We start from the raw sequence: 24,483 nt of genomic DNA on the forward strand, positions 1-24,483 counted from the left end.
GTACATAGTTTTCCCATGGCTGCCGCCGAATTTTCGGCAGACAGCGGTGACACAGGTCACTCGGGTATAAAAAAGCCCGCACAAAGCGGGCAATGGTCAATCACGAAGGTGTGATCAGAATACGTTCTGCCGTAGGCGGTTAATCTCCCGGCCCTGCGTAAGCAATAGCCTCACTGACGTCATACTTGGCGAAATTATCGCGAAATGCGTTGATGAGGTTATCTGCAAAGGTCTGATACTGCTCACTGTCGGCCCAGGTTTGCTGGGGCACCAGTAGCTTGCTGTCGACGCCGGGCACCGCCACGGGCACATCCAGGTTCAAACCGTCAATATGCTGAGTTTCCACATCAGCCAGCTCGCCACTCACAATAGCGTCGATGATTGCACGGGTGGTGGGAATATCGAATCGCTTGCCGGTGCCATACGGCCCACCGGTCCAGCCGGTGTTAACCAAATACACTCTGGCACCAAATTCTTTTACCCGCTTAATCAGCAGTTCCGCATACACGCCGGCCGGTCGGGGGAAGAAGGGCGCGCCGAAGCAGGTAGAGAAGGTCGACTCAATGTCTGCAGTGGAACCAATTTCCGTAGAGCCCACTTTGGCGGTGTAGCCGCTCAGAAAATGGTACGCCGCTGCTTCTTCGGATAACACCGACACCGGGGGCAGCACGCCGCTCACATCACAGGTCAGGAAAACCACTGAGCGCGGCTCGCCGCCACGGTTTTCTGCCACCCGCTTGTTGATGTGCTCCAGTGGATAGGCTGCACGGGAGTTCTGAGTGAGTCGGGTATCGCTGTAGTCCGGTGTACGCGTGTCATCCAACACCACATTTTCCAGGATGGTGCCAAAGCGAATGGCGTCCCAGATCACCGGCTCATTCTGTTGCGACAGGTCGATACATTTGGCGTAACAGCCACCTTCGATATTAAACACACTGCCTGGTGCCCAGCCGTGCTCATCATCGCCGATCAGAAAGCGCTTGGGGTCGGCCGATAAAGTGGTTTTGCCTGTCCCGGATAATCCGAAAAACAGGGTCACATCGCCCTGCTCACCGACATTGGCGGAGCAGTGCATGGGCAGCACTTCCTTGCCTGGTAACAAAAAGTTCTGTACGGAGAACATGGCTTTTTTCATTTCACCGGCATAACGCATCCCGGCCAGCAGTACTTTTCGCTCGGCAAAGTTAATAATCACTGTGCCGTCGCTGTTGGTGCCATCCCGCTCCGGAACACATTCGAAGCCCGGTACATTGAGGATCTGCCAGGGGGTGTCGTTATTCGGGTTCCAGGTTTCGGGAATGATGAACAGATTGCGGGCAAACACGTGTTGCCAGGCGGTTTGGGTGCGCACTTCCAAGGGCAGGGCGTGAGCCGGGTCAGCACCCACCTGTAAGTGAGATAAAAAGTGCTCCTGGGTATTCAGGTACGCTTCCACACGGTCCCATAAGCGGGCAAATTTGTCGGCCTCGAACGGCCGGTTGACCTTGCCCCAGTCAATATCCTGCTCAGTGGAGGGTTCTTTCACAATAAACCGGTCGGCCGGTGAGCGGCCGGTACGTTCGCCGGTTTCCACCACCAGCGCGCCATTGGCGGCCAGTCTGCCTTCACCGCGCTGCAGCGCGATCTCAATTAATTCTGCGGAAGACAAATTCACCTGCGGTGCCACTGCCGTCGCCTTATCCATGGGGGTTGCTGCTGTCATAACCTGTAACCTTTACGTTAAACTTTCAGTAGCACTTTCAAAAAATGCAAGCCTGACGCAATTGTATATAAACAGTCAGTCACAGCAATATAAAACTGACTTTACCGCGAAATTTCTGTAACCACTTTCAGAAATACGTGTAATTAATTACATGCAAATTCTATCGCCATGCAGGCCATAACGAGAGAAGTCTACTTTAAACAATAGCTTGGGATAAAACTAAAAATGAATTAACTATGAAAATCGCGGTGAAACTAATATTAGTAACGTCAGGCAGAATAATTAACACCGGGAGGCAATAAAAAGAGGAGGGGGACAGCAGGAAGGAACCACCATGGCAGGTGCCATGGTGGTATGAGCGGTTACTGATTTGTGGGGGCGTCGCCCACATGGCCGCCATGAATGGCTTCCACATCAATACTGTCGAAACGGTATTCCGTATGACAATACTGGCAGTTCATTTTAATTGCCCCTTCTTCTTCAATAATGGCCATTAACTCTGCTTTCTCCACGTTTTTCAGTGCTTCCGCACTGCGATCACGGGAGCAAGTACAGGCGAAACTGACGGCTTGGGGAGGAAACATTTCTACTTCTTCCTGATGGTATAAGCGATGCAAAATGTCTTCTACCGGCAAGCTGAACATTTCCTCTTCCGTCAGGGTGCCGGTTAAGGTAGTCAGATGGTCAAATTCGTTCTGCTGGCTGCGATCAGTGGCTTCGGCCGCCTTAGGCAGTACCTGTAGCAGCAGGCCTGCTGCTTTGGCATTATCCGGCTGGCTTAAATCAGTCATCAGCCGTACGGAGGTAGCCAGCTGTTCAGACTGGTCAAAATAGGCTTCAATACATTCTGCCAGGGTCGGCTTATCCAGCGCCACTACGCCCTGATACCGTTCACCTTCTTCCGGCGTAATGGTAATCACCAGCACTGCCTTGGTCAGCAGCTCGCTGAAGGTTTCCGGCAGGGTGGTCAGGTTTTCGTCCCAGCGCGCCACGCCGCGCAGAGTTTGTTTATCGGTGGCGTTAATCACCGCATATTTAACCGGGCCTTCACTCTGAATTTGCAGGCCAATTTCGCCTTTAAACTTCAGAATCGCCGTTAGCAGACAGGTAGCCGCGGCCATCTCACTCAACAAACGCTGAATTTGAACCGGGTATTCATAGCTGTGCACAATATGGTTCAGGCTGTCATCCAGACGCACCATTTCGCCGCGCACGCTGGCGTTGTTGAACAAGAAGCGGTGTAGCTGATCAAATTGACTCATAAAAAAGTATCCTGTTACGCGCAGTACTATTGCTGCTTAAATTTAATAATCTGGCGGCGCTGCTTTTTATCCGGGCGGCCATCCGGCTTCGGATTATGAAAGGTTTGTAATTTGCGGGCCTGCTGGTTTTCTTCCCGCTTTTTGATACTGGCGGGCGTTTCTTCGTAAAGCTCCTGTGCCAGTGGTGCGCTCAGACGTTTATCGCTAAGCCCCTGCACCTGCAGCTCTTTGGTATCCCAGCCAGCCGGCACTGTCAGCATCGCGCCCACTTCTACCAGCTTGCCCGGCTTACTGCGCTGACCGTTGTAGTGCACCTTACCGGCCTGCACCATATCTCTGGCCAGTGCCCGGGTCTTAAACAGGCGCGCGGCCCACAGCCACTTGTCCAGCCTGATTTTTTGTGGTGTATTGTCAGTATTCTGTCGGCTCATGTAATAATTTCGTCACTGGCAGGCTTTAGTGTTGTGACCCTCACCCCGACTAGGCTATGATGGGTCGGCTAAAGCACAATTAACCTTTTATTCACTTTTGAAGCAGTACCTTCGTGGCAGCATGACACTCAGCAATTTCAACACACAATCTCTGGTTACCTACGTCAACCAGCATCAAAAACAATTGCATTTGCTGGTTGTGGTGCTGTTGAGTCTGTATTTACTCGCGTTCGCTGCCAGCATGGTGTGGCGAATTATACCCGAACCCAGCCTGTCTGCGACACCCTCGGTCTCTTCCGGTACCACGTCGGTTACCCCGAACAGTCAAAGTGGGGTCAATCTGCGTCGATTGCAACAGCTGAATCTGTTCGGTGATGCCAGTGCGGCAGACCAGCCCGATACCACTCCGGTGGTCACCGATGCCCCGGAAACCCGGTTGAATCTGACCCTGACCGGCGTCGTGGCCAGCTCACTGGAAAAAGCCGGGGCCGCCATTATAGAAAACCGCGGTACTCAGGCTACCTACGGTCTGGGTGACAAAATAGATGGCACCAACGCTACTTTACAGCAGGTTTTTCATGATCGGGTCATCATTAAAAATGGTGCCCAGCACGAAACTCTGATGCTGGATGGGCTGGATTACAAAGAAGCCAATCGTCGCCGCCAGCAACGGACCGCCCGTCAGCCTGAGCCGGAAGAAGATACCCGCACGCTGAGTGAGGATGCGGTGGAAGCTACGGCGTCACTACGTAATCAACCGGCAAACTTTACCGATTTTATTTCCATCTCACCAAAGATGGAGGACGGCCAGCTGGTAGGGTACCAGGTTAAACCGGGTAAAAACCCTGCGCTGTTCGAGTCAGCTGGCTTGCAGGCCGGCGACGTGATCGCACAAATTAACGGATTAGACTTAACCGATTTGCAGCAGTCACAGGAAGCGCTCTCAGAGCTGCGGAATTCTCAGACAATCGAGCTGACCATTATTCGGGACGGTGGCTTTGCCACTATTTATCTGGATATGCCGGAACCCGAACTAGAATAAGAAATAGGATGACAGAATTATGAGGCGATCCAGCCATTCATTGTTTTCTAAGATCAGCACTGCGCTGTGCGCCGCGCTGCTGACCGTGTCGGCCACTGCCGCCGAATACATGCCCAATTTTAAAGACACCGATATTAACGAATTCATTAATATTGTTGGCAAGAACCTGGAACGCACCATCATTGTCGATCCTAACGTGCGCGGCAAAATCAGCGTACGCAGCTACGACATGCTCAATGAAGATCAGTATTATCAGTTCTTCCTGAACGTGCTGCAGGTGTACGACTTTGCGGTTGTAGAAATGCCCAGCGGCATTCTAAAAGTAGTGCGCTCTAAAGATGCCAAAACCTCGAACATTCCGGTGGTCGAAAATGCCGCCAGCGATGGTGACGAGTTTATTACCCGGGTAGTCCCTGTTTACAACGTACCGGTTCGTGAACTGGCGCCAATCCTGCGACAGCTTAACGATCAGGCCGGCGGTGGTAACGTGGTAAGCCACGATCCCTCCAACGTAATGATGCTGACCGGTCGTGCGGCGGTGGTAAACCGTCTGGTGGAGATCATCGAACGGGTCGACCGCGCCGGCGATGAAGAAGTGGAAATTGTAAAACTCCGCTATGCGTCTGCCTCTGAAATGGTACGTATCATCGACTCCATTAATAAGTCCCAGGGTAAAGCCAATACTGGCGCTAAATCAGAGCCACGGGTCGTGGCTGATGATCGTACTAACTCGGTCATTGTCAGTGGCGATGTGAAAGCCCGCCAACGCCTGATTAACCTCATTCAGCGGATGGATCAGGAGCTGGAAAGCAACGGCAATACCCGGGTTATCTTCCTGAATTACGCCAAAGCAGAAGACCTGGTGAAAGTATTGCAGGGGGTTTCCGCCAGTATTCAGGCCGAAGAGCAGGGCAGCGGCCAGACCCGCCGTTCCAGTTCTAATCGGGAAGTGAGCATTGATGCCCACGAAGACTCTAATGCTGTGGTCATTACCGCCGAACCCGACATGATGCGCTCGCTGGAAGACGTGATTCGCCAGCTTGATGTACGCCGGGCACAGGTACAGGTAGAAGCGATTATTGTGGAAGTCTTTGAAGGCGACGGCACCACTCTGGGTGTGCAGTGGGTCTCTGAAGAAGGGGGCGGTACCCAGTTTACTAACGGCGTAGTGCCGGTAGGATCCTTAGGCGTGGCCCTGCGACAGGCCGAAGATCGTGAAGTAAACCGCACCAACGTAACCGCTAACGGTGAAGTGGTGGAGTCTACTGATACAGTGGAAGGCAACCTGACCCCACTGGCCAATCTGCTGGGCGGTGCCAACGGGCTGATTGCCGGTGTGATCCGCGACGGCTGGGGTGCCGTGGTGCAGGCCGTCAGTAACGACACCAATTCCAATATCCTGGCCACGCCACATCTGACCACCATGGATAACGAAGAAGCGTTCTTCATCGTGGGTCAGGAAGTACCGATTATCACCGGTACCACCACCGGCGATAATAACTCCAACCCGTTTACTACCGTGGAACGTCAGGAAGTGGGCGTGAAGCTGAAAGTTACGCCACAAATTAATGAAGGTGACGCAGTGCAGCTGCTTATAGAGCAGGAAGTGTCCAGCGTCAGCGGCGCCACCTCGGTGGATATTTCTATCAATAAACGGGAAATAAAAACCACGGTCATCGTCGATGACGGCGGTACCATTGTACTGGGCGGGCTAATTGACGAAGACGTGCAGGAGTCGGTGTCGAAGGTACCCCTACTGGGCGATATCCCCATCTTAGGTCACCTGTTTAAGACCACTTCGACCAGTAAGCGCAAGCGTAATCTGATGGTGTTCCTGAAGCCCACCATTGTGCGTGATGGCGTGACTATGAATGAAATCAGTCACCGCAAGTACAATTACATTCGCGCACTGCAGCTTAAACGCCAGCAAGAAGGCGTGTCGCTGATGCCAAACGAGCATGGCCCGAGCATGCCGAAATGGGACGACGCACTGGCGCTGCCGCCGTCGTTCGAAGAGTACATCATGCAGAAAGAAGGCCTGAGTAGCGAGGAAGACGAATAGCCATGGCCGACCACGATGAACAGCTAGCCAGTGTGGCAATGGCCGCGCAGGAAGATGCGCTGGAGGCCATGCCAGACGAGGACAGCACCCCAGAGGACGGCGGCCCGCGCCAGCTCAGCTTTGGTTTTGCCAAGCGTAACCATGTGTTGCTGGAGACCAATGAGACCCCGGCGGTGCTGTATTACACCATCGACACTCCGTTCACCGTGTTTGCGGAAATCCGGCGGTTCTTTGGTGAGCCCTTTGTACCAAAAGAAATTGAAGTCGATCAGTTCGAACATCTGCTGACCTCGGCATTCCAGCGCGACAGCTCGGCCGCCAAGCAGTTAATGGAAGATCTGGGCAACGAGAGCGACTTATTCGCGCTGGCCGATGAACTGCCAGACACTGAAGATCTGCTCGACAGCGAAGATGATGCGCCTATTATCAAGCTCATTAACGCCATGCTGGGTGAAGCCATCAAAGAAGGGGCTTCGGATATCCATATCGAGACCTTCGAAAACCAGCTGGTTGTGCGTTTCCGGGTGGATGGGGTCCTGCGGGAAATTCTGCGCCCCAACCGCAAGCTGTCTTCCATGCTGGTATCGCGGATAAAGGTTATGGCCAAACTCGACATAGCCGAAAAACGGGTGCCTCAGGATGGCCGGATTACCCTGCGGATTGCCGGTCGGGCAGTGGATGTGCGGGTATCAACCATGCCTTCCAGCCATGGCGAGCGGGTTGTACTGCGTTTGCTGGACAAAAATAACGCCCGCCTGAATCTGGAAGATTTGGGTATGACCAAGGTTAATCGCGACCACTTCTCTACGCTTATCCGGAAACCCCACGGCATTATTCTGGTCACCGGTCCCACCGGCTCGGGTAAAAGTACCACCCTGTATGCCGGGTTGTCGGAGATCAATTCGAAAGACCGCAACATTCTCACCGTGGAAGATCCGATTGAATTTGATCTGGCAGGCATCGGCCAGACCCAGGTTAATCCGCGGGTAGATATGACGTTCGCCCGTGGGCTGCGCGCTATTTTGCGTCAGGACCCGGACGTGGTGATGGTGGGGGAAATCCGGGATATTGAAACCGCTCAGATTGCGGTACAGGCCAGTTTGACCGGTCACCTGGTGTTATCTACCCTGCATACCAACACCGCCGCCGGCGCCATTACCCGGTTAGAAGACATGGGCATTGAGCCGTTTCTGTTATCTTCCAGTTTGCTGGCGGTACTGTCACAGCGACTGGTACGTACCTTGTGCAATGATTGCAAAACTGCCCATGCTCCGACGGATCAAGAAATTGCTATTTTAGGGGTTACTGACCAGACCGCTATGCCGACTATCTATTCCCCAAAAGGGTGTGCGGCGTGCAACCAGACCGGCTACCGGGGACGTACAGGCATCCACGAATTATTGATGGTGGACGAGTCCATTCGCGCAATGATGCATGAAGGACACGGTGAACAGGTCATTGAAAAGCACATTCGCCAGACCACCCCGAGCATCCGAGAAGATGGCTGCCGTAAGGTGCTGGCCGGCGTGACCTCGCTGGAAGAAGTCCTGCGGGTAACCAGAGAAGACTGATATGGCCGCATTTGCATACAAGGCGGTGACCAACCGGGGCAAAAACACCAGCGGCGTGCTGGAAGGTGACAATGCCCGGCAGGTACGGGCGCAACTGCGCGATAAAGGCCTTATCCCCATGGAAGTGGAGCAGGTGGCAGAGCGCACCAGTAATAAAAGCGCTCGCTTTACCCTGTTTCAGCCCCGGGTCTCTGCCTCTGATCTTGCCCTGCTGACCCGTCAGCTGGCCACCCTGGTCGAATCAGCCCTGCCCATCGAAGAAGCGCTGCTGGCCGTGGCCGAGCAATGCGAAAAGCCCCGTCAGAAAAATATGATGATGGCGGTGCGCAGTAAGGTCGTAGAGGGGCACGGACTGGCCGATGCGTTATCAGAATTCCCCAGCGTGTTTGACGATCTCTACCGCGCCATGGTGGCGGCCGGTGAAAAGTCCGGTCACCTTGATACGGTACTGAACCGGCTGGCCGACTACACCGAGAAACGCCAGCAGACCCGCAGCCAGATTATTCAGGCGTTAATCTACCCGTCGCTGATGATGTTTTTTGCACTCGGGATTGTATTGTTATTGCTGACCGTGGTGGTGCCTAAAATTGTCGGGCAATTCGACCACATGGGGCAGGATTTGCCCACTATCACCCAGGTTCTGATCAGTATCAGCACCTGGCTTCAGAATTACGGCCTGGTCCTGTTAGGGGCCATTGCTATCATGGTGCTGTTAATTCAGCGCCTGCTTAAGCAAAAGGCCATGAAGCTGCGTTATCACCGGCTGCTGTTACGTCTGCCACTCATTGGCAAGGTCTCCCGCGGGCTGAATACGGCGCGCTTTGCCCGCACGCTGAGTATTCTGACCGCCAGTGCGGTACCGCTGCTTGAGTCCATGCGTATTTCCAGTGATGTACTGGAAAACCAGCATATTAAAAATCAGGTAGCCGAGGCGGCAGTCAACGTCAAAGAAGGCTCCAGCCTGCGTGCCGCGCTGGACAACACTAAAATGTTTCCGCCCATGATGATGCATATGATTGCGTCAGGCGAAAAGTCCGGTGAGCTGCAACAAATGCTCGGCCGCGCGGCGGATAATCAGGACAGGGAATTCGAAGCCCTGGTTGGGGTCTCACTAAAAGTATTTGAGCCGTTACTTATCGTGTCCATGGCGGGCATTGTGCTGTTTATCGTCATGGCCATTCTGCAACCCATTCTCGCTTTGAACAACATGGTGAATATTTAATGAAAACACTCTCCCGTACCGCTGGATTCAGCTTAATAGAAGTGATGGTCGTTTTGCTGATCATCGGAATTATGGCTTCCATGGTGGCGCCGCAAATTTTGGGTAACCAGGAAGAAGCGCAATTGAAAAAAGCGGCTGTGGATATCCAGCAGCTGGAAAGCGCGCTGGAAATGTACAAACTACGCAATAACCGCTTCCCTACAACCGAACAGGGTCTGGATGCGCTGGTCACAGCCCCTACTATTGACCCGATCCCACGCAATTATCCTGAAGATGGCTTTATCAAACGCCTGCCTGAAGATCCCTGGGGCAACCCGTATACGCTGATCAGCCCCGGAGAAATGGGTAGCTTAGACATCTTCTCTGACGGACCGGATGGTGAGCCGGGAACCGATGACGACATTGGTAACTGGAACATCAACGAATACCTGAACTAAGCCGCAGGTTCTGATGCGTACACCTCGCCGTAACGCCCCGCAGACTGCGCGGGGTTTTACGTTACTGGAAGTCATGCTGGTGCTCTTGTTGATGGGGCTGGCAGCCGGCTACGTGGTGTTTAATGCATTTGGGGCCAGCCAGAGCGATTTACTCAAAGCCCAGGCCAAGCGAATGCAGGTGATCATCGACATGGCCAGCGACTTTGCGGTGCTCAATCAGCAACAATTAGGCCTGCGTCTGGAAGAAGCAGATAACGAATATTACTTCGTGTATCTGGATGATGAGGACGAATGGCAGCGCCTGGAAGACGAAGACATCTATCAGCCACATACGCTGCCGGAGACCTTTACACTGAAGCTGAATCTGGATGATTTACCCTGGGAAACCGAAAACCAGCTGTTTGACCGGGAAATTTTCGATGAAACCCTGAGTGTCTCGGAGGAAGGGGTGGAGATCGGCAACGAAGAAGACAAGCCGCTGCCGCCGCCCCAAGTACTGATCATGTCGAGCGGCGAAATTACCCCGTTTAGCCTGACCTTCGGCTACGAGCCTGGTTTCGGCAGTGAAGACCCCGCCTACTTCACACTGCAAAACAAAGATATGCCCCCCTTGGAACTCACCGGCCCGTTACCGGAGCCGCCGCTATGACGGGCGCAGTTCATCAGCGCGGCATGACGCTGCTGGAAGTGATGGTGGCCTTATTGATATTTGCGCTCACCGGTTCAGCCATCCTCAAAGCCGCCGGCGACCACTTAAGCAGTGTGGGCCAGGTGGAAGAGATCACCTTTGCCAACTGGGTCGCCAGTAACCGGCTCAATCAGCTTAAAATGACCGATACCTGGCCCCCCAAAAACAACCAGAAAGGCAGCATGGAAATGGCTGACCGCACCTGGTACTGGCAGCAACGGGTGAAAAAAACCAATGACAATGACCTGCGGGCGGTAGAAGTGAGCGTGGGTCTGGATGAGCAGTATGAAAGCACACTGACGCTGGTCACTACCTTTGTGGCCAAACCCGCAGGGCAGGGGCTGTCACAATGAAGCAACGCGGTTTTACGCTGCTGGAAATTCTCATCGCCATGGCCATCTTTACCCTGATTGGGCTGGCGTCCACGGGATTACTGACCACCGTCATTGACAGCAACGCCCTCTCGGAATCCCGCTTCGAAAAGCTGCAACAGTTGCAACGAGCCATGCTCAGTATTGAACGGGACATTCTGCAAGCCGTGCCCCGGGCCATACGGGTCAACGGTGAGCAACAGGAAGTAGTCATGCGCGGCGGCCGGGACGACAACAGCGACGCCGACTATATCGCATTCGTGCGCAGTGGCTGGGATAACCCGCAAATGATGCTGCCTCGCAGTACCATGCAGGCAGTGGGCTATCGTCTGAATGACAATCAGCTGGAGCGGTTGTACGGTAACTATGTGGACAGTGTGATTGGTTATGAGCCCAAAGTGCGGGTACTGCTGGAGAATGTCACCGACTTTAAGGTGGAGTTTATCGCCGCCAGTCAGGACAGCAGCCGTAACCGGCTGGGCAGTGACGAACCCCAGTGGAAAGACACCTATACCGGGACTGCGCTGCCCCGGGCGGTGGCATTTGAATTTGTCAGCGATGACTTTGGCCGGGTCCGACGGGAATTTGTACTCACCGGAGGCGGGCTGTGAGAACCATGCAGCGCCAGCAAGGCGTCGCCCTGATGATTGTGCTGATGATCGTGGCGCTGGTATCGGTGCTGGCCACTGAAATGGGCAGTCGTTTGCAGCTGCAGGTGCAGCGCACCATCAATATTAAAGACAATAATCAGGCCTACTGGTACGCCATGGGTGCCGAAGCTTTCGCCCGTAAGTCCATCGTCACCCTGATGGAAGAAACCGGCGATAAAATTACCCTGGACCAGCCCTGGGCACAGGAATTCACTTACCCGGTCGAGGGCGGTGGGATCAATGCCCGGCTGGAAGATATTCAAAGTTGCTTTAACCTGAACGCGCTGGCTGACGGTGATGGCGCGGCAAGTTCGAACAGTCAGCAGGTCACCCCGGCTATGGAAGCGTTTCATCGCATGTTACTGGCGCTGGAAACCAACATCGACAGTTACACGGCGGACACGGTGCGCGACAGCCTGGCCGACTGGCTGGACAGTGACGACATGATGCGTCCGTATGGCGCCGAAGACAGCGAATATGAGTCCCGGGAGCATCCTTATCTGGCCGCCAACTCTCTGATGACGGCGCAGTCTGAGCTGCGCCTGATAAACGGCGTGCAGGCCCCGCTCATGACCTTACTGGCGCCGCTGATTTGCGTGATCCCGGAAGTATCCGCCCTGAAGATTAACGTGAACACCCTGTCGCCGGAACGGGCGGCTGTGCTGGCGGGAATTACCGGCTTAACGTTACAACAGGCAACAAACATGCTGTCCAGTCGTCCCCAGGACGGCTGGGAAGATGCCAATGCCTTTCTGGCTGAACCCATGATAGAGGCGTTGAATATGACCCAGGAACAGCGGGACTGGATTGCAGTGACAACAGAGTATTTTATTTTACACACCAAGACCCGCTACAATAAGGCATCGTTTTCCATGTCGACCTTATTTAAGGCCACCGAGTCTGGTGATGTCAGCGTGCTCAGGCGCGAGTTTGGAGGAGTAGAGTAATGGAACAACTTCTGGTCAGGCTGGGCTCCCGAGCCACCGACCCGGTCCATTGGCTGGTGTGGTCGAGTACCGAAGAGGAAATTATTGCGTCCGGCGAATTGCCTGACGCCGGAGAACTGAGCACGCTGTCAGAGCGGGCAGGTCAACGGCCGGTTATTACGCTGGCACCCACCAGCGACATCCTGCTGAAATGGGTTGAGCTGCCCCCGAAAGCCGGTCGCAAAATCCTCGGCGCCATTCCCTTCATGCTGGAAGAAGAACTGGCCAGCGATATCAGCCAGCAGTTTTTTGCCATGGGTCCCCGTCAGGGCAATCAGCAGGCAGTAGCCGTTGTCTCCCATGCGCAAATGGGTAACTGGCAGGACTGGCTAAAAAATGCCGGGTTATATTGCGACACGCTGATCCCGGATGTGCTGGCGGTGCCAGCTTTTGAAGAGGGCTGGTCGGTACTCACCCTGGGTGATCAAATCCTGCTTCGGGAAGACAGCTGGAAGGGCATGCAGGGCGAGGCCGAATGGATGTTGCCGTTGCTGGCACACTTTGCCAAGCAGCATCCCACGCCGGTAGACGTAACCAACTACTCTGAACTGGATTTATCCGGCATCCCTAACACCCACGTACATCAGTCTCAGCTTGAGCTGCCTATGCATGTGCTGGCACGTTCAGCCATCGCCTGTCCGTTTAACCTGTTACAGGGCGAGTACAAGGTGCGTAAACAGCGCCGGGGGGCATGGCAACAATGGCGGGTGGCGGCAGTCCTGGCCGTGTTGGTGCTGACCACCGCGCTCATTAGTAAAGGCGTGACCCTGTATCAGCTTAAAAGTCAGAATGAGGCGCTGCGCGCGCAAATCACAGAGACTGTTGAAGCCGGCTTCCCCAATATTGGCGTTTACCGTGACGTCCGCCGTAAGGTGCGGTCAGAGCTGGCTAAACTGGAACAAGGGGGCGGCAGTGCGTCCATGCTGGTGATGCTGGATCAACTGGCCGGCGCATTTGCCGCCGCCAACGTCAGGCCGCAGACGCTGCGTTTCGATGCCAGTCGCACCGAAATCCGTATTCAGGCCATGGGGGATAGTTTCGAAGCACTGGAACAGTTTCGCCGCCAGGCGGAAAGCGCTGGGTTCGTGGTGGAGCAAGGGGCCATTAATAACCGTGACGATAGTGTGATTGGCAGCGTGTCGATAAGGAGTACCTCATGAACCCGATACTAGAGAAATACCGCAGCCTGACTGATCGTGAACAGCACCTGGTATTACTGTCAGGGGTATTTGTGATTATCGCGTTGTTTTACTGGCTGATCTGGGCACCACTGAATAATGGGCTGGAGCAACAGCGCGCCCTGTTGGAAAACCAGCAGGAGCTGCTGGTCTGGGTGAATGACAGTGCCAGCCGTGCCAAACAATTGCGCCGCGCCGGAACCGGCAATAAAGCCTTCACCGGCAGCTTGCCGCAAGCGGTGAATCGCACCACAACCCGCCATAATATTGCTATTTCCCGCATGCAGCCGCAGGGTGACGAACTGCAGGTGTGGGTGGATCAAGCCCCGTTTAACGACGTGCTGGCCTGGCTACAGGCCATGGAAAATATGGGCATTGTAATTTTGCAGGCTGACATCGCGGAAGCCGATGTGGCCGGTCACATTAAAATTCGACGTTTACAATTAGGAAAAGCATGAAGTTACGTCTTGGCTGGCTGTTGGCCGGCATTCTGGCATTTGTCTTCTTTCTGATCGCGTACCTGCCAGCCAGTCAGGTTATTGGCCGGGTTTCCCTGCCTGCGAATGTGTCTGTGTCTGACGTCTCCGGTACCATTTGGGAAGGGCGGGCACAGACCATTGTGGTTAATGGCCTGCCGGTCTACGGCACCGAATGGGACGTCAATCCGTGGGCGCTGCTAATAGGGCAATTGAGCGTGACCGTAAAGGGCGGCAATTTTCGCGACCCTGACACCATTGCTTTTGAAGGACCATTGAGTACCAGCCTGTTTAATTTACAGCTTGTGGAATCAGACGGTTTTCTGCTGTTTTTACCGGTGGACCGGGTGCTGGCGGAAGTGCCACTGCCGCTGCCTGTTAATGCCGGTGGGCGGTTCCGCGTGCGACTGGAAACCCTCTCGTTCGGCCCGGCCTGTGAGGAATTAAGCGGTTTCGGTGACTGGCTGAATGCCACCGTAGCCGGCACCCAGGGCCCCATCGACTTTGGTAACTACACCGCGAAACTCAGTTGTCAGGAAGACAATATCGGTATCGCCGTCAGCGAGCCGAATAAGCTGGGCCTGACCATGAACGCTGTGATCCGCCCCGACTTCAATGTGGATAGTGTGGAAGGCCGGTTCAGACCCGATGACGACCTGCCCGACGAAGTTCATCAGGCGGCCCGCTTCTTCGGTCAGCCCGGTGCCGATGGTTTCTATCCCATCGACTTGTGACCACAAAAAAACCGGCGCCTAAGCGCCGGTTTTTGCAAAGTTAACTAACCAATGTCTGGTCTTAGTCAGCTACCATCACTGACTTAATATTCACAAATTCACGAATACCAAAGCCACCGTGCTCACGCCCATAGCCGCTGTCTTTCACGCCGCCAAAGGGCAGATTAGGCTTGGCCAGGTTATAGCCGTTGATATTCACCATGCCGGTGTCAAACTCATCTTTTGCCAGTTTAACGGCAGCCTCAGTATCAGCTGAGAAAATACCGCCACCTAATCCATAGCGTGAGTCATTAGCCACCCGCATGGCTTGCTGGGTATCGGCGACACGGATGAGTGACGCCACCGGCCCAAATAACTCATCATCATACGCCGGCATGCCCGGTTTCACATCTTCCAGGATCGTGATGGGGTAGAAGTAGCCAGGCTGATCGGGCATCTCACCGCCTAATGATAGCGTGGCACCAGCCTCTACCGATTTCTGTACCTGCTCATGCAGATCATCACGCAAATCTTTACGCGCCATAGGACCAAGATCCGTGTCCTCTTTCGCCGGGTCGCCCATCTTCAGCTTCTTACACTGCGCCACGAAGCGCTCGCGGAAAGTGTCATATACCTCATCCACCACCACAAACCGTTTCGCGGCTACACAGGTTTCACCATTGTTAATAACCCGGCCCTGGATACACATCTTCACCGCATTGTCGATGTCGGCGTCGGCCAGTACGATAAAGGCATCGTTACTGCCCAGCTCCATGACAGTCTTCTTAGACAGGCTGGCTGCTTCCTTTGCGACCTGTTTGCCAATCTCATCACTGCCAGTGAAAGTGACACCACGGACACTGTCGTGGCGAATAAGCGTATTAGCGGTTTCACCGTCAATCAACAGTGACTGGTACACGTTTTTCGGGAAGCCGGCATCTTCGTACAGCTGCTGGATGGCCTGCGCCATACCAAATACGTTACGGGCATGCTTAAGCACGGTAGTGTTACCGGCCATCACATTCGATACGCTGTAGCGGATCACCTGATAAAGTGGGAAGTTCCAGGGCTGAATACCCAGAATTACGCCAATTGGCTGATACGTGATGATGGCGCGGCCGCCTTCAAAGACGCGGTTTTCATCTTGCAGAAAGTCAGCACCATGTTCGGCGGTATACCGGCAGATTTGCGCACATAATGCTACTTCCTGCTTACCCTGGGCGGTGATCTTGCCCATTTCACGGGTCATCAGATTAACCAGATCATCGCTACGCTCTTCCATCAGGTCAGCCAGGCTGTTCAGCAGGTTCGCACGCACATCAAAACTGGTGGTGCGCCACGTCAGATACGCTTCGTGAGCGCGATCCACCGCGCCCTTCGCATCTTCTTCTGACATCAGGTGATAATGATCCAGCTTTTCGCCGGTTGCAGGGTTGTAAGTCGTTACTGTTTCAGTCATCAGAATTCTCCTTCAAAATTATGACAACCCTGCTGCAACTACAGCGCCAACTCTGACCAGTCGAAATTAATCTCTAATTATCAGTTACTTATTATGATTCTTATGAATTGAATGAGCCCACCGGCGGCACAGGTGGAAAAGTAAAGATTTCCACCATTCGTAAGTTTTTCATGTATGCGGGAGAGCTTATTTGCGGGAGCTTGCGTCCCAATCCGGATAACCTACAACTTTTTTAGTAGAGATCGGGGAAATTAAACGGGGCCAGCGCCAGGGTGATAGCCAGTTCATATACCGACTGCCGGGTAGCCCGGTTGTGGGTAAGCAAGCCAATGGCGCCGCCTTTCTGTTTTACATTGTCGGTGTTAAACAGCCGATCCATTTCAGCACCTAACTCCCGACCGGACTGCAGGGCCTGAAAGACCGAGGGAGGCAACGGGAGGCTGGCACTGCGGCTTACCGACCAGCGCAGGCGATGGCAAATCGCCACATAGGCAAACGTAGCCGGCCCGTCCTCCAGCACATCCACCCCGCCTTCAATACCGATATACCAGGCATCCGGGTAGTCTTCGCCCACTTCGGCCAGGCAGGCCTCCACCCGGTTGATGGCCCCCTGGCGGGTTTCCTCGGCACTCAATGGCTGATCAGGGACACCACTGTCTACCACCAGCCCTTCGGTGAGCACCGGCATTTCCAGCATGTCACTCAGGGCGATTTCGGCGGCATGCATTTTTACCGGGTTGGTCGAACCCACAAAACAATCAGTCATGTTATTGCTCCTGCGAGCCGGTGGGTGCCACCGGATGTTGGCGAATATCCTCAAGCAGCGTGCGGTAGTCATGCACCGCCGGAAACTCGTCAATGATACGTCTTGGCTGCTGACTGTCAGGGTTACTGACGGCAAGCAGGTGCCTGATACCGAACTGCTGCGCCGCTTTAAGAATAGGCAGGCTGTCATCGACAAACAGGGTCCGGGCGGGATCAAACTGCAGTCGCGCCTGCAACTGTTGCCACAGCGACTGCGACTCTTTGGTTACGCCAAATTCATGGGTAGAGATGAGTGTATCAATATGGCTATCCAGCCGGGTATGTTCTACTTTCAGCGACAGACTGCCCGGATGGGCGTTAGTCACCAGCACCACCTGCCGGTTGCTGGCATGCAAGGCCTCCAGAAACGGCAGTGTATCGTCACGCATGGCAATTAAATGCTCCACTTCACGCTTCGCCGCCATGATGTCCATATCCAGTTCTTTCGCCCAGTAATCCAGGCAGTACCACTGAATTTTTCCCATCACCCTTTCATAGTGTGCCAGCATCGCTTCCTGCGTTCTGGCGAGGGGCTCGCCCGTCTTTTCTGCCAGCTTTTTGGGGATGTGTTCGATCCAAAAGTGGTTGTCGAAGTGTAGATCCAGCAAGGTACCGTCCATATCCAGCAGGACGGTGTCGATTTCATTCCAGGGCAGAAATGGCAAGCGGTTTTCCTTATAATACAGTAAGCTTATTGAACACCGCCATGATAACGAAAGTTGTAGCGAGAGACATGCGAAATATTGATCCAGACAAACCACTCCCCCACATTCATCAGCGCAAAATTGTTGCCCAGAGTAAACTGTTTAAAGTGGAACAGCTGGATCTGGAGTTTTCCAATGGTGCGACCCGGCAGTTTGAACGCATGGCCGGTCATAATCGCGGCGCCGTAATGATCGTACCGATGCTCGATAACGATACCATGGTGCTGGTTCGCGAATACGCTGCAGGTACTCACTCGTATCAGCTCGGGTTTCCCAAAGGGCTGATTGATCCCGGTGAAACGCCACTTGAGGCGGCAAATCGTGAGTTACAGGAAGAAGCCGGCTATGGCGCTGAAAGCCTTGAGACCATCCACGAAGTCAGCATGGCCCCCACCTTTTTCAATGCCACGATGACCATCGTGGTGGCCCATAACTTGTATGAAAAACGATTGCCCGGGGATGAGCCGGAACCGCTGGAAGTCGTGCACTGGCCACTGTCCGAAGCTGATGCTTTGCTCAATCGCAACGATTTTGTTGAAGCCCGGGGTATTGCCGCGCTGTTATTGGCGCAGAAGTGGCTTAAGGAGCGTACATAAATGGCAGACGAACCCCATGACGAATTACTGGAATTAGCCAAACGTGTAGCCCGGGAAGCGGGCGAAGCGGTGCTGGCTATCTATGACAAAGGCGATTTCGACGCCTACGAAAAAGATGATAACTCGCCGGTGACCAGCGCCGACTATCTGGCGAACGACATTATTACCCAGCGTCTGCAGGAAGCCACTCCGGACATTCCCATTTTGTCTGAGGAAAACCAGCACGCTGAGCTGGCTGAGCGCAAAACCTGGGATCGTTACTGGCTAATCGACCCTATCGATGGCACGCAGGAGTTCATTGCCCGCAGTGGCGATTTCGCCGTGAACATCGCACTGATTGAAAATAACGTGCCGGTGATTGGGGTTATTTTCTGGCCTCCCGGCCAGTCTATTTATTATGCCAGTGCCGGGGCCGGCGCATTCAAGGAATGTCCCGACGGTGTACGGCCAATTCATGTGCGTAAGCTAAGCGATCCGAAAAGCAGCGTGGTGATGATTGCCATCAGTCGCCGACAGTCACGTGACAAGGTGCTGTCAAAACTGTGCGCTAAGCGGGTCTACCAGACGCTGCCGCTGGGTAGCTGTTCACTGAAAGCCTGTTTTATTGCCGAAGGTAAGGCCGATGTATTTATGCGCATCGGCGTGACCGGGGAATGGGATACCGGTGCGTCGCAGTGTATTGTCTCGGAAGCCGGTGGTAATATTATGGCCGCCACCTTTGAGCCACTCACCTACAATGAGACCCATTCTCTGGAAAATCCCGACTTTATTGTCATGGGCGACCAGCGGGTACCGTGGCAGGACATTATTCAGTACAACCCCTCCGAAGGAGACAGGCTATGAAATTCTCGCTGGTAACCAAAATCACTACCGCCCTGGCCCTGTGCACAGCAGCGGGCGGTGCCATGGCGGACTGGACCCTGGACAACGAACAATCCAGCCTGCACTTTTTGTCGACCAAAAATGCGCAAGTAACGGAAGTACATACTTTCACGTCCGTAGACGGCAGCATGGACGACGACGGTACCCTCACCGTGGAAGTGGACCTTGCTTCAGTAGATACCGGTATTGAGATCCGCGATACCCGCATGCAAAAGATGTTATTTAACACGGACGAGTTTACCACGGCGCAGTTTACCGCTAACGTGGCCGAGGCGCTGCGCGCCGGTGAGCCGGATACCGTTTCACATGGCCTGGTAGATGGCACCCTTAGTTTGCATGGCATGGCGGTGCCCTTCAGCTTTACTGTCAGCGTCGCCCGCGTGGGCGAAGATACCCTGGTGGTCTCAACCACCAAACCGACGCTGCTGGATACCGAGGCGTTTGGTCTGACCAAGGGGGTTAACGCATTACGTGAAGTGGCAGGCTTACAAAGCATCACCACCACTGTCCCCGTGAGCTTTTCTGCCACCTTCCGTCAGTAAGCAACGTTAGTTCTTAACTGGTATGGCCCGCTGCGCTTAGTGGGCCATACCGCTTCGCTGTAATCGATACCCCGCACATCTGACACGCCCTGCGTACCTTTCGTTCCCTGTTTCGCGCCTGCGACGCTTTTGTGTTGTTTATTTGCGACACTCATTATGACTGACAGGTTCACAACTGTTTACTTTCCCTACACGCATATACATACCGACAAACCAAAAAGACTTTTTTATCATATAGTTATATTTAAGTGGGCTGGTTTTTCACAGGCTTAAATCAACAGTTGGCAATGAACTTGCTACCTACCCTGTGACATTCAACTTACTGCTTTGCAGAAATAGGAGTACCACAATATGCGTAAATCAGTTTCGGTATTAGCCGGTGTGCTTACACTTTCAGCGTCAGCCGCAGTAATGGCTGCGCCCGACTGGCGTTATGTGGAGGGTGGCTACACCCAACTGGACTTTGATAACAATGAATCATTTGAACCAGATGGTCTGGCGGTAGAAAGTAAATACCTGCTTAACCAGAACGTCTACCTGAACGGTGAGTACCGTTTCTTCGAAGAAAACAGCTTTGACTTTAATATGCTGACCGTCGGTGCCGGTTACCGGATGCCGCTGAACGCCACGACTGATGCCTACTTTGGCGCCAACCTGGAACGGGTTGACGGCGATGGCGACGATGAGACCGGCTACAGCCTGTCTGCCGGCGTACGCTCAATGATCACCGAGCAGGTTGAACTGATGGGTGAAGTTGGCTACTACGATGTGGACGACGGTGAAGCCACGGTGAAAGTGGGTGGTCAGTACTACATCACGCCGCAGTGGGCCTTCGGCGCAAGTTACGAAATGATTGATGAAATTGACATCATGCAGGTAACCGCCCGCTACAGCTTCTAATAGAGTGTGCGCCCGCTTGCCGGGCGCCTACTGTTCCCTGTCAGCCTCGTCGCCATGTCTGGCTTCATCACGGGGCTTAATATCTACGCTGTCATGTAATTCAGAATAATACAGCACGGCCTCACCACTGCGCAGGCTCAACAACACCTGCTCCACTTTGTCGGCAAAGGCCATTTCCTGTTCACCGTAATCAGTGCCTTCACGAAGCACAAAGGCTTCGGCAATATTGCGTATCGTGTCCTCGGACAGGGCATCAAGCGGAACTATCATGTGGGATCTCCATACTGCGGATGAGGGTGTGTGGGCAGGTATTGTTCCACGAACGCCGCGACTCGCTCATGCAGCCATACCCGGGGTTTCAGGATACTACCCTGCATAAATCCCACATGACCGCCCTGTTCGCTTAGTTCAACGGTCACCGCCCGGGACAAATCTTCCTGCTGCGGCACCACCAGATGGTTCATAAACGGATCGTCGATACTGTGCAGCACCAGCGTGGGACAATGAATGGCGCTGAGAAAATGGTAAGCGCTGCATTTTTCATAATAATCCGCCGCATCCTCAAAGCCATGCAGCGGAGCCGTCACTTTATCATCAAACTGATGGAATGCCTCGATGGCGTCCACGTCTTCTTCTTTTAACTGAATAAGCCGGCGATAGTCAATGTAGGTCATTTTCCGCTTCAGCGTGTCTTTCATACTCGCCAACAGGTATTTCTGATAAACACGGGAAAACCCCTGATTAATACTCTGCGAACACTCTGCCAGCTTAAGCGGGGCCGACACCGAAACCGCTGCCTGTAACCACTTCTGAGCGGGGTTTTCGCCTAGCAGTTTCAGCAACATATTTCCGCCAAGCGAGAAGCCAATCGCCACTTTGGGCAGCGCAGGAAACCGCTCGCTCAGCCAGTCGAGAAAGAACGCCGGATCGCTGGTTTCGCCTGAATGGTAGGCACGGGGTTGGCGGTTGGGCTCACCGGAACAGCCGCGGTAATGCATCATAACCACCTGCCATCCCCGCCGGCTCAGCGTCGCCATCATGTCATTGGCGTAATGCGACCGGATACTGCCCTCCAGTCCATGAAAAAGCGCCACAATACCGGTAGGCTCCTGCGGTTTGGGTCCCCAGGCGACGTCCACGAAGTCGTCATCGGGCAGCTCCAGCCGCTCCATACTGTAGCGTAGCGGTAGCCGTTTCTGGATAAACCGGGGCCAGATAGTCTGAATATGCCGGTTGCGTGCCCACGCCGGTGCGCGAAAGCTGCTTTGTTTGATGATCCCGTGGGAGCGACTGTGTTTACTCATGGTTGCGTTATTCTGTTGTTTCCAGCTGCGACATCAGGTAGCTCAGGCTGGCTCTGGCCTCGGGGTGGGACTTCAGCTGATAGTGATGGATGAACGCCACCACTGTAGGGTTCAGCGCATCGCCTTCAAAGCGGCTTACCACCAGCCCCTTGATTGTCTCAACCAGTACGGTCTGGCACTCACGCTCCAGTACCAGTTCCTGCTCTTTCAGCGCAGTGTAGTCACTTTCATTGCCACCTTGGTCCGGATGGGCGGCGCGGCGCCGGGTCCGGTGTGCGGCAAGCGCTTTGTCCTGTTCCGCAACGGCCTGTTGCAACTCGGTCAGCTGCGGAAGCGTCAGTATCACGTTATGCTGCATACACCAGCACACCAGCAATAACAGGTTCACGTTGACGCCGTGATTATCCTGCAACGCCAGGCAATGGGCCGCGACATCTCCCCGGGTATACAATTTCCCGCTAAACTCCCAGAACGTGGTCGAGGTTAGCTCAGCTGTCATGCAAGTACTCCTGCCGTTTGGTTTCCATGGACTCCTGGGCGTCGAGCCACGCCATTTCGTGCTCCTCCAGAGACTGTTTAAGGGCGGCCTGTTCGTCCAGTAATGCCATCAATTCGCTTTTGTTCTCGTCATCGTACAGTTCAGGCCGGGACAGCTCTGTTTCTACCGACTCAAGCTTGCCAGAGAGCTTATCCATAGCTTTTTCGTGCTTTTCCAGCGCCTTTTTGAGGGGCGCTACTGATTGTCGAAACTCCGCCTCGCGCCGTTTCTCTGCTTTACGATCGTTTTTTGGCTGTGCCGCTTTCGCGGGCTTTTCTTCTTGCTGTTGCGCCAGGATCCATTGACGGTAATCATCCAGATCGCCATCGAAGGACGCCACCTGCCCGCTGTCTACCAGATAAAAATCTTCACACACCGAGGACAACAGGAAGCGATCGTGGGATACCAACACCATCGCCCCGCTAAAACCCTGCAGGGCGATATTCAGGGCATGGCGCATCTCTAAATCGAGGTGGTTGGTGGGTTCATCCAACAGCAGCAGATTCGGCTTCTGAAATACAATGAGTGCCAGTACCAGACGGGCTTTTTCACCGCCGGACATCGGGGCTACTGCCCCCAGGGCTTCATCCCCGTGAAAGCCAAACCCACCCAGAAAATCACGCAGCTCCTGAGCGGTCATTTTGGTGTCCAGCCGCTGCAGGTGTTGGAGCGCCGAGGCATTAGGATCCAGCGTTTCCAGCTGATGCTGGGCGAAGTAACCCACTTTCAGTCCATTCGCCGTAGCAAAGCTACCTGATTTCGGCGCGTGGACACCGGCCAGCAATTTGATGAGGGTAGATTTACCCTGCCCGTTGCGACCCAGCAGACCAATACGACTGCCAGGCACCAGATTCAGCTTGACCTGCTCCAGCACGATATGATCATCATACCCCAGTTGCACTTCTTCCATTTGTACCAGCGGATTTGGCAACGCTGCGGGCGGCGCGAAGGCAAAACTAAACGGGCTGCTGGCATGGGCCGGCAACAGGGTTTCCATTTTTTCCAGTTGTTTAACCCGGCTTTGCGCCTGCTTGGCCTTACTGGCCTTGGCTTTAAAGCGGGTAATGAACGATTGCAGGTGAGCAATCTTGTCCTGTTGCTTCTCGTATTCAATATTCTGCAAACGCAGGCGCTCGGCACGCTGGGTTTCAAACGAGGAGTAATTACCGGTATAGCCTACCAGCTGTTGCTGCTCCACACTGAGTATGTGGCCCACCGTACTGTCGATGAAGGCCTTATCGTGGGAAATCAGTAACAGTGTGCCCTCATAACGTTGCAGCCATTTTTCCAGCCAGATAACCGCGTCCAAATCCAGGTGGTTGGTAGGCTCATCAAGCAGCAATAAATCAGAGGGGCAAAGCAGCGCCTGGGCCAGATTCAGCCGCATTCGCCAGCCACCTGAAAAATCGCTCACCGGGGCCTGCAACTGCGCATTGGTAAAGCCCAACCCGGCCAGAATTGTGGCGGCGCGGGCTTCGACTGTATACGCCCCGGCCTGTTCAAGCTGCCCATGCAACCGGCCAATGGCTTCGCCATGCTGCGCCGCCTCGGCGTCAGCCAGTTGTTGCTGAAGCGCGCGCAGATGCTGATCGCCATCAATCACATAGGCCAGTGCCGCGCGATCGGTGGCGGGGGTTTCCTGAGCCACCGACACAATTCGCCACTGAGCGGGCAGGTAACATTCGCCACTATCTACGCTGAGTTCCTGTCTGAGCAAAGCAAACAGTGATGATTTCCCACAGCCATTACTCCCAATCAGTGCGACCTTATGACCAGGGAAGATCTGTGCCGACGCGTGGTCTAGCAATACTTTGCGGCCACGCATTAACGTGACGTCTGTCAGCTTGATCATTACTCAGTGAATCTCCAGTGGGTTGCGGCCGCGTATCATAGCAAATCTCGCCGGTGCAATTAATACTGATGCTGGGTTAATCCCAGTGTGCGGGGTGATTACGCCGCTTTA

At 54.2% G+C, this 24,483-nt stretch carries 26 protein-coding genes; 16 read left to right on the plus strand and 10 right to left on the minus strand.

Annotated elements, in window-relative coordinates; genetic code table 11:
- Positions 1-139: 139 nt before the first annotated feature.
- The 3 genes from OCL06_RS02665 to hslR all read right to left on the minus strand — a co-directional run bounded on the left by OCL06_RS02665 (position 140) and on the right by hslR (position 3,395).
- Positions 140-1,702 carry a phosphoenolpyruvate carboxykinase gene (locus OCL06_RS02665; RefSeq protein WP_262992189.1) on the minus strand — a complete coding sequence of 521 codons (1,563 nt, stop codon included), beginning with the start codon at positions 1,700-1,702 and terminating at the stop codon, positions 140-142.
- 362 nt (positions 1,703-2,064) lie between these two features.
- The gene (hslO, locus tag OCL06_RS02670) at positions 2,065-2,964 is read right to left on the minus strand and encodes an Hsp33 family molecular chaperone HslO (protein ID WP_262992190.1); all 900 of its coding nucleotides are present in this window, start codon (positions 2,962-2,964) and stop codon (positions 2,065-2,067) included.
- A gap of 26 nt (positions 2,965-2,990) precedes the next feature.
- Positions 2,991-3,395, minus strand: a complete 405-nt coding sequence (gene hslR / locus OCL06_RS02675; protein WP_262992191.1) for a ribosome-associated heat shock protein Hsp15 — start codon at positions 3,393-3,395, stop codon at positions 2,991-2,993.
- Between the two features lie 121 nt (positions 3,396-3,516).
- Here hslR and gspC point away from each other — a divergent pair, with 121 nt between their 5' ends.
- From gspC to OCL06_RS02735, 12 genes are read left to right on the plus strand one after another with little or no spacing between them, the layout of a single operon-like run.
- Positions 3,517-4,437, plus strand: a complete 921-nt coding sequence (gene gspC / locus OCL06_RS02680; RefSeq protein WP_262992192.1) for a type II secretion system protein GspC — start codon at positions 3,517-3,519, stop codon at positions 4,435-4,437.
- A gap of 19 nt (positions 4,438-4,456) precedes the next feature.
- Positions 4,457-6,499: a type II secretion system secretin GspD gene (gene gspD, locus OCL06_RS02685; RefSeq protein WP_373318430.1), complete on the plus strand. Its 2,043-nt coding sequence runs from the start codon at positions 4,457-4,459 to the stop codon at positions 6,497-6,499.
- Between the two features lie 2 nt (positions 6,500-6,501).
- Positions 6,502-8,070, plus strand: a complete 1,569-nt coding sequence (gene gspE, locus OCL06_RS02690; RefSeq protein ID WP_308445988.1) for a type II secretion system ATPase GspE — start codon at positions 6,502-6,504, stop codon at positions 8,068-8,070.
- A 1-nt stretch (position 8,071) separates the two neighbouring features.
- Positions 8,072-9,292 (plus strand): type II secretion system inner membrane protein GspF, encoded by a 1,221-nt coding sequence (gspF, locus tag OCL06_RS02695; protein ID WP_262992193.1) that lies wholly within the window; start codon positions 8,072-8,074, stop codon positions 9,290-9,292.
- Positions 9,292-9,729 carry a type II secretion system major pseudopilin GspG gene (gene gspG / locus OCL06_RS02700; RefSeq protein ID WP_262992194.1) on the plus strand — a complete coding sequence of 146 codons (438 nt, stop codon included), beginning with the start codon at positions 9,292-9,294 and terminating at the stop codon, positions 9,727-9,729. The genes gspF and gspG overlap by 1 nt, the downstream gene beginning before the upstream one ends.
- A 13-nt stretch (positions 9,730-9,742) precedes the next feature.
- Complete coding sequence (gene gspH / locus OCL06_RS02705) at positions 9,743-10,378, plus strand: type II secretion system minor pseudopilin GspH (protein WP_262992195.1); 636 nt, start codon at positions 9,743-9,745, stop codon at positions 10,376-10,378.
- On the plus strand, positions 10,375-10,770 hold the full coding sequence (gene gspI, locus OCL06_RS02710) for a type II secretion system minor pseudopilin GspI (RefSeq protein WP_262992196.1): 396 nt from the start codon (positions 10,375-10,377) through the stop codon (positions 10,768-10,770). Before gspH ends, gspI begins: the two co-directional genes overlap by 4 nt.
- Positions 10,767-11,399, plus strand: coding sequence for a type II secretion system minor pseudopilin GspJ (gene gspJ, locus OCL06_RS02715; RefSeq protein ID WP_262992197.1), 633 nt, complete (start codon positions 10,767-10,769; stop codon positions 11,397-11,399). The genes gspI and gspJ overlap by 4 nt, the downstream gene beginning before the upstream one ends.
- Positions 11,400-11,404: 5 nt before the next feature.
- The gene (gene gspK / locus OCL06_RS02720) at positions 11,405-12,385 is read left to right on the plus strand and encodes a type II secretion system minor pseudopilin GspK (protein WP_262992344.1); all 981 of its coding nucleotides are present in this window, start codon (positions 11,405-11,407) and stop codon (positions 12,383-12,385) included.
- Positions 12,385-13,584 carry a type II secretion system protein GspL gene (gene gspL / locus OCL06_RS02725; protein WP_262992198.1) on the plus strand — a complete coding sequence of 400 codons (1,200 nt, stop codon included), beginning with the start codon at positions 12,385-12,387 and terminating at the stop codon, positions 13,582-13,584. Before gspK ends, gspL begins: the two co-directional genes overlap by 1 nt.
- Positions 13,581-14,060, plus strand: a complete 480-nt coding sequence (locus tag OCL06_RS02730; protein WP_262992199.1) for a type II secretion system protein M — start codon at positions 13,581-13,583, stop codon at positions 14,058-14,060. The genes gspL and OCL06_RS02730 overlap by 4 nt, the downstream gene beginning before the upstream one ends.
- Entirely contained in the window at positions 14,057-14,812 is a 756-nt protein-coding gene (locus tag OCL06_RS02735; RefSeq protein ID WP_262992200.1) for a type II secretion system protein N, read from the plus strand. Before OCL06_RS02730 ends, OCL06_RS02735 begins: the two co-directional genes overlap by 4 nt.
- A gap of 61 nt (positions 14,813-14,873) precedes the next feature.
- Here the strand turns inward: OCL06_RS02735 and OCL06_RS02740 are convergent, their stop codons facing one another.
- The 3 genes from OCL06_RS02740 to yrfG all read right to left on the minus strand — a co-directional run bounded on the left by OCL06_RS02740 (position 14,874) and on the right by yrfG (position 17,719).
- Positions 14,874-16,250, minus strand: coding sequence for an NAD-dependent succinate-semialdehyde dehydrogenase (locus tag OCL06_RS02740; protein ID WP_262992201.1), 1,377 nt, complete (start codon positions 16,248-16,250; stop codon positions 14,874-14,876).
- Positions 16,251-16,482: 232 nt separating this feature from the next.
- Positions 16,483-17,016, minus strand: coding sequence for an inosine/xanthosine triphosphatase (gene yjjX, locus OCL06_RS02745; RefSeq protein ID WP_262992202.1), 534 nt, complete (start codon positions 17,014-17,016; stop codon positions 16,483-16,485).
- Position 17,017: 1 nt separating this feature from the next.
- Positions 17,018-17,719, minus strand: a complete 702-nt coding sequence (gene yrfG, locus OCL06_RS02750; protein WP_262992203.1) for a GMP/IMP nucleotidase — start codon at positions 17,717-17,719, stop codon at positions 17,018-17,020.
- Between the two features lie 68 nt (positions 17,720-17,787).
- Between yrfG and nudE the strand changes: the two genes are divergently transcribed.
- From nudE to OCL06_RS02770, 4 genes are all read left to right on the plus strand, one after another.
- Positions 17,788-18,354, plus strand: coding sequence for an ADP compounds hydrolase NudE (gene nudE, locus OCL06_RS02755; RefSeq protein WP_262992345.1), 567 nt, complete (start codon positions 17,788-17,790; stop codon positions 18,352-18,354).
- On the plus strand, positions 18,355-19,197 hold the full coding sequence (gene cysQ / locus OCL06_RS02760; protein ID WP_262992204.1) for a 3'(2'),5'-bisphosphate nucleotidase CysQ: 843 nt from the start codon (positions 18,355-18,357) through the stop codon (positions 19,195-19,197). It abuts the gene before it with no gap.
- Positions 19,194-19,778, plus strand: a complete 585-nt coding sequence (locus OCL06_RS02765; RefSeq protein ID WP_262992205.1) for a YceI family protein — start codon at positions 19,194-19,196, stop codon at positions 19,776-19,778. Before cysQ ends, OCL06_RS02765 begins: the two co-directional genes overlap by 4 nt.
- Positions 19,779-20,129: 351 nt before the next feature.
- Positions 20,130-20,678, plus strand: a complete 549-nt coding sequence (locus OCL06_RS02770) for a porin family protein (protein ID WP_262992206.1) — start codon at positions 20,130-20,132, stop codon at positions 20,676-20,678.
- A 27-nt stretch (positions 20,679-20,705) separates the two neighbouring features.
- Here OCL06_RS02770 and OCL06_RS02775 read toward each other — a convergent pair whose 3' ends face one another.
- From OCL06_RS02775 to OCL06_RS02790, 4 genes are read right to left on the minus strand one after another with little or no spacing between them, the layout of a single operon-like run.
- Positions 20,706-20,948 carry a YheU family protein gene (locus OCL06_RS02775; RefSeq protein ID WP_262992207.1) on the minus strand — a complete coding sequence of 81 codons (243 nt, stop codon included), beginning with the start codon at positions 20,946-20,948 and terminating at the stop codon, positions 20,706-20,708.
- Positions 20,945-21,982, minus strand: a complete 1,038-nt coding sequence (locus tag OCL06_RS02780) for a hydrolase (protein WP_262992208.1) — start codon at positions 21,980-21,982, stop codon at positions 20,945-20,947. Before OCL06_RS02780 ends, OCL06_RS02775 begins: the two co-directional genes overlap by 4 nt.
- Positions 21,983-21,989: 7 nt before the next feature.
- A complete protein-coding gene (locus OCL06_RS02785) occupies positions 21,990-22,481 on the minus strand; it encodes a TIGR02444 family protein (RefSeq protein WP_262992209.1) in 492 nt (163 codons plus the stop codon).
- Entirely contained in the window at positions 22,471-24,372 is a 1,902-nt protein-coding gene (locus OCL06_RS02790; protein ID WP_262992210.1) for an ATP-binding cassette domain-containing protein, read from the minus strand. Before OCL06_RS02790 ends, OCL06_RS02785 begins: the two co-directional genes overlap by 11 nt.
- Positions 24,373-24,483: the final 111 nt, after the last annotated feature.

The organism is Alteromonas salexigens, from assembly GCF_025628895.1.
GTDB classification, from domain to species: Bacteria; Pseudomonadota; Gammaproteobacteria; order Enterobacterales; family Alteromonadaceae; genus Alteromonas; species Alteromonas salexigens.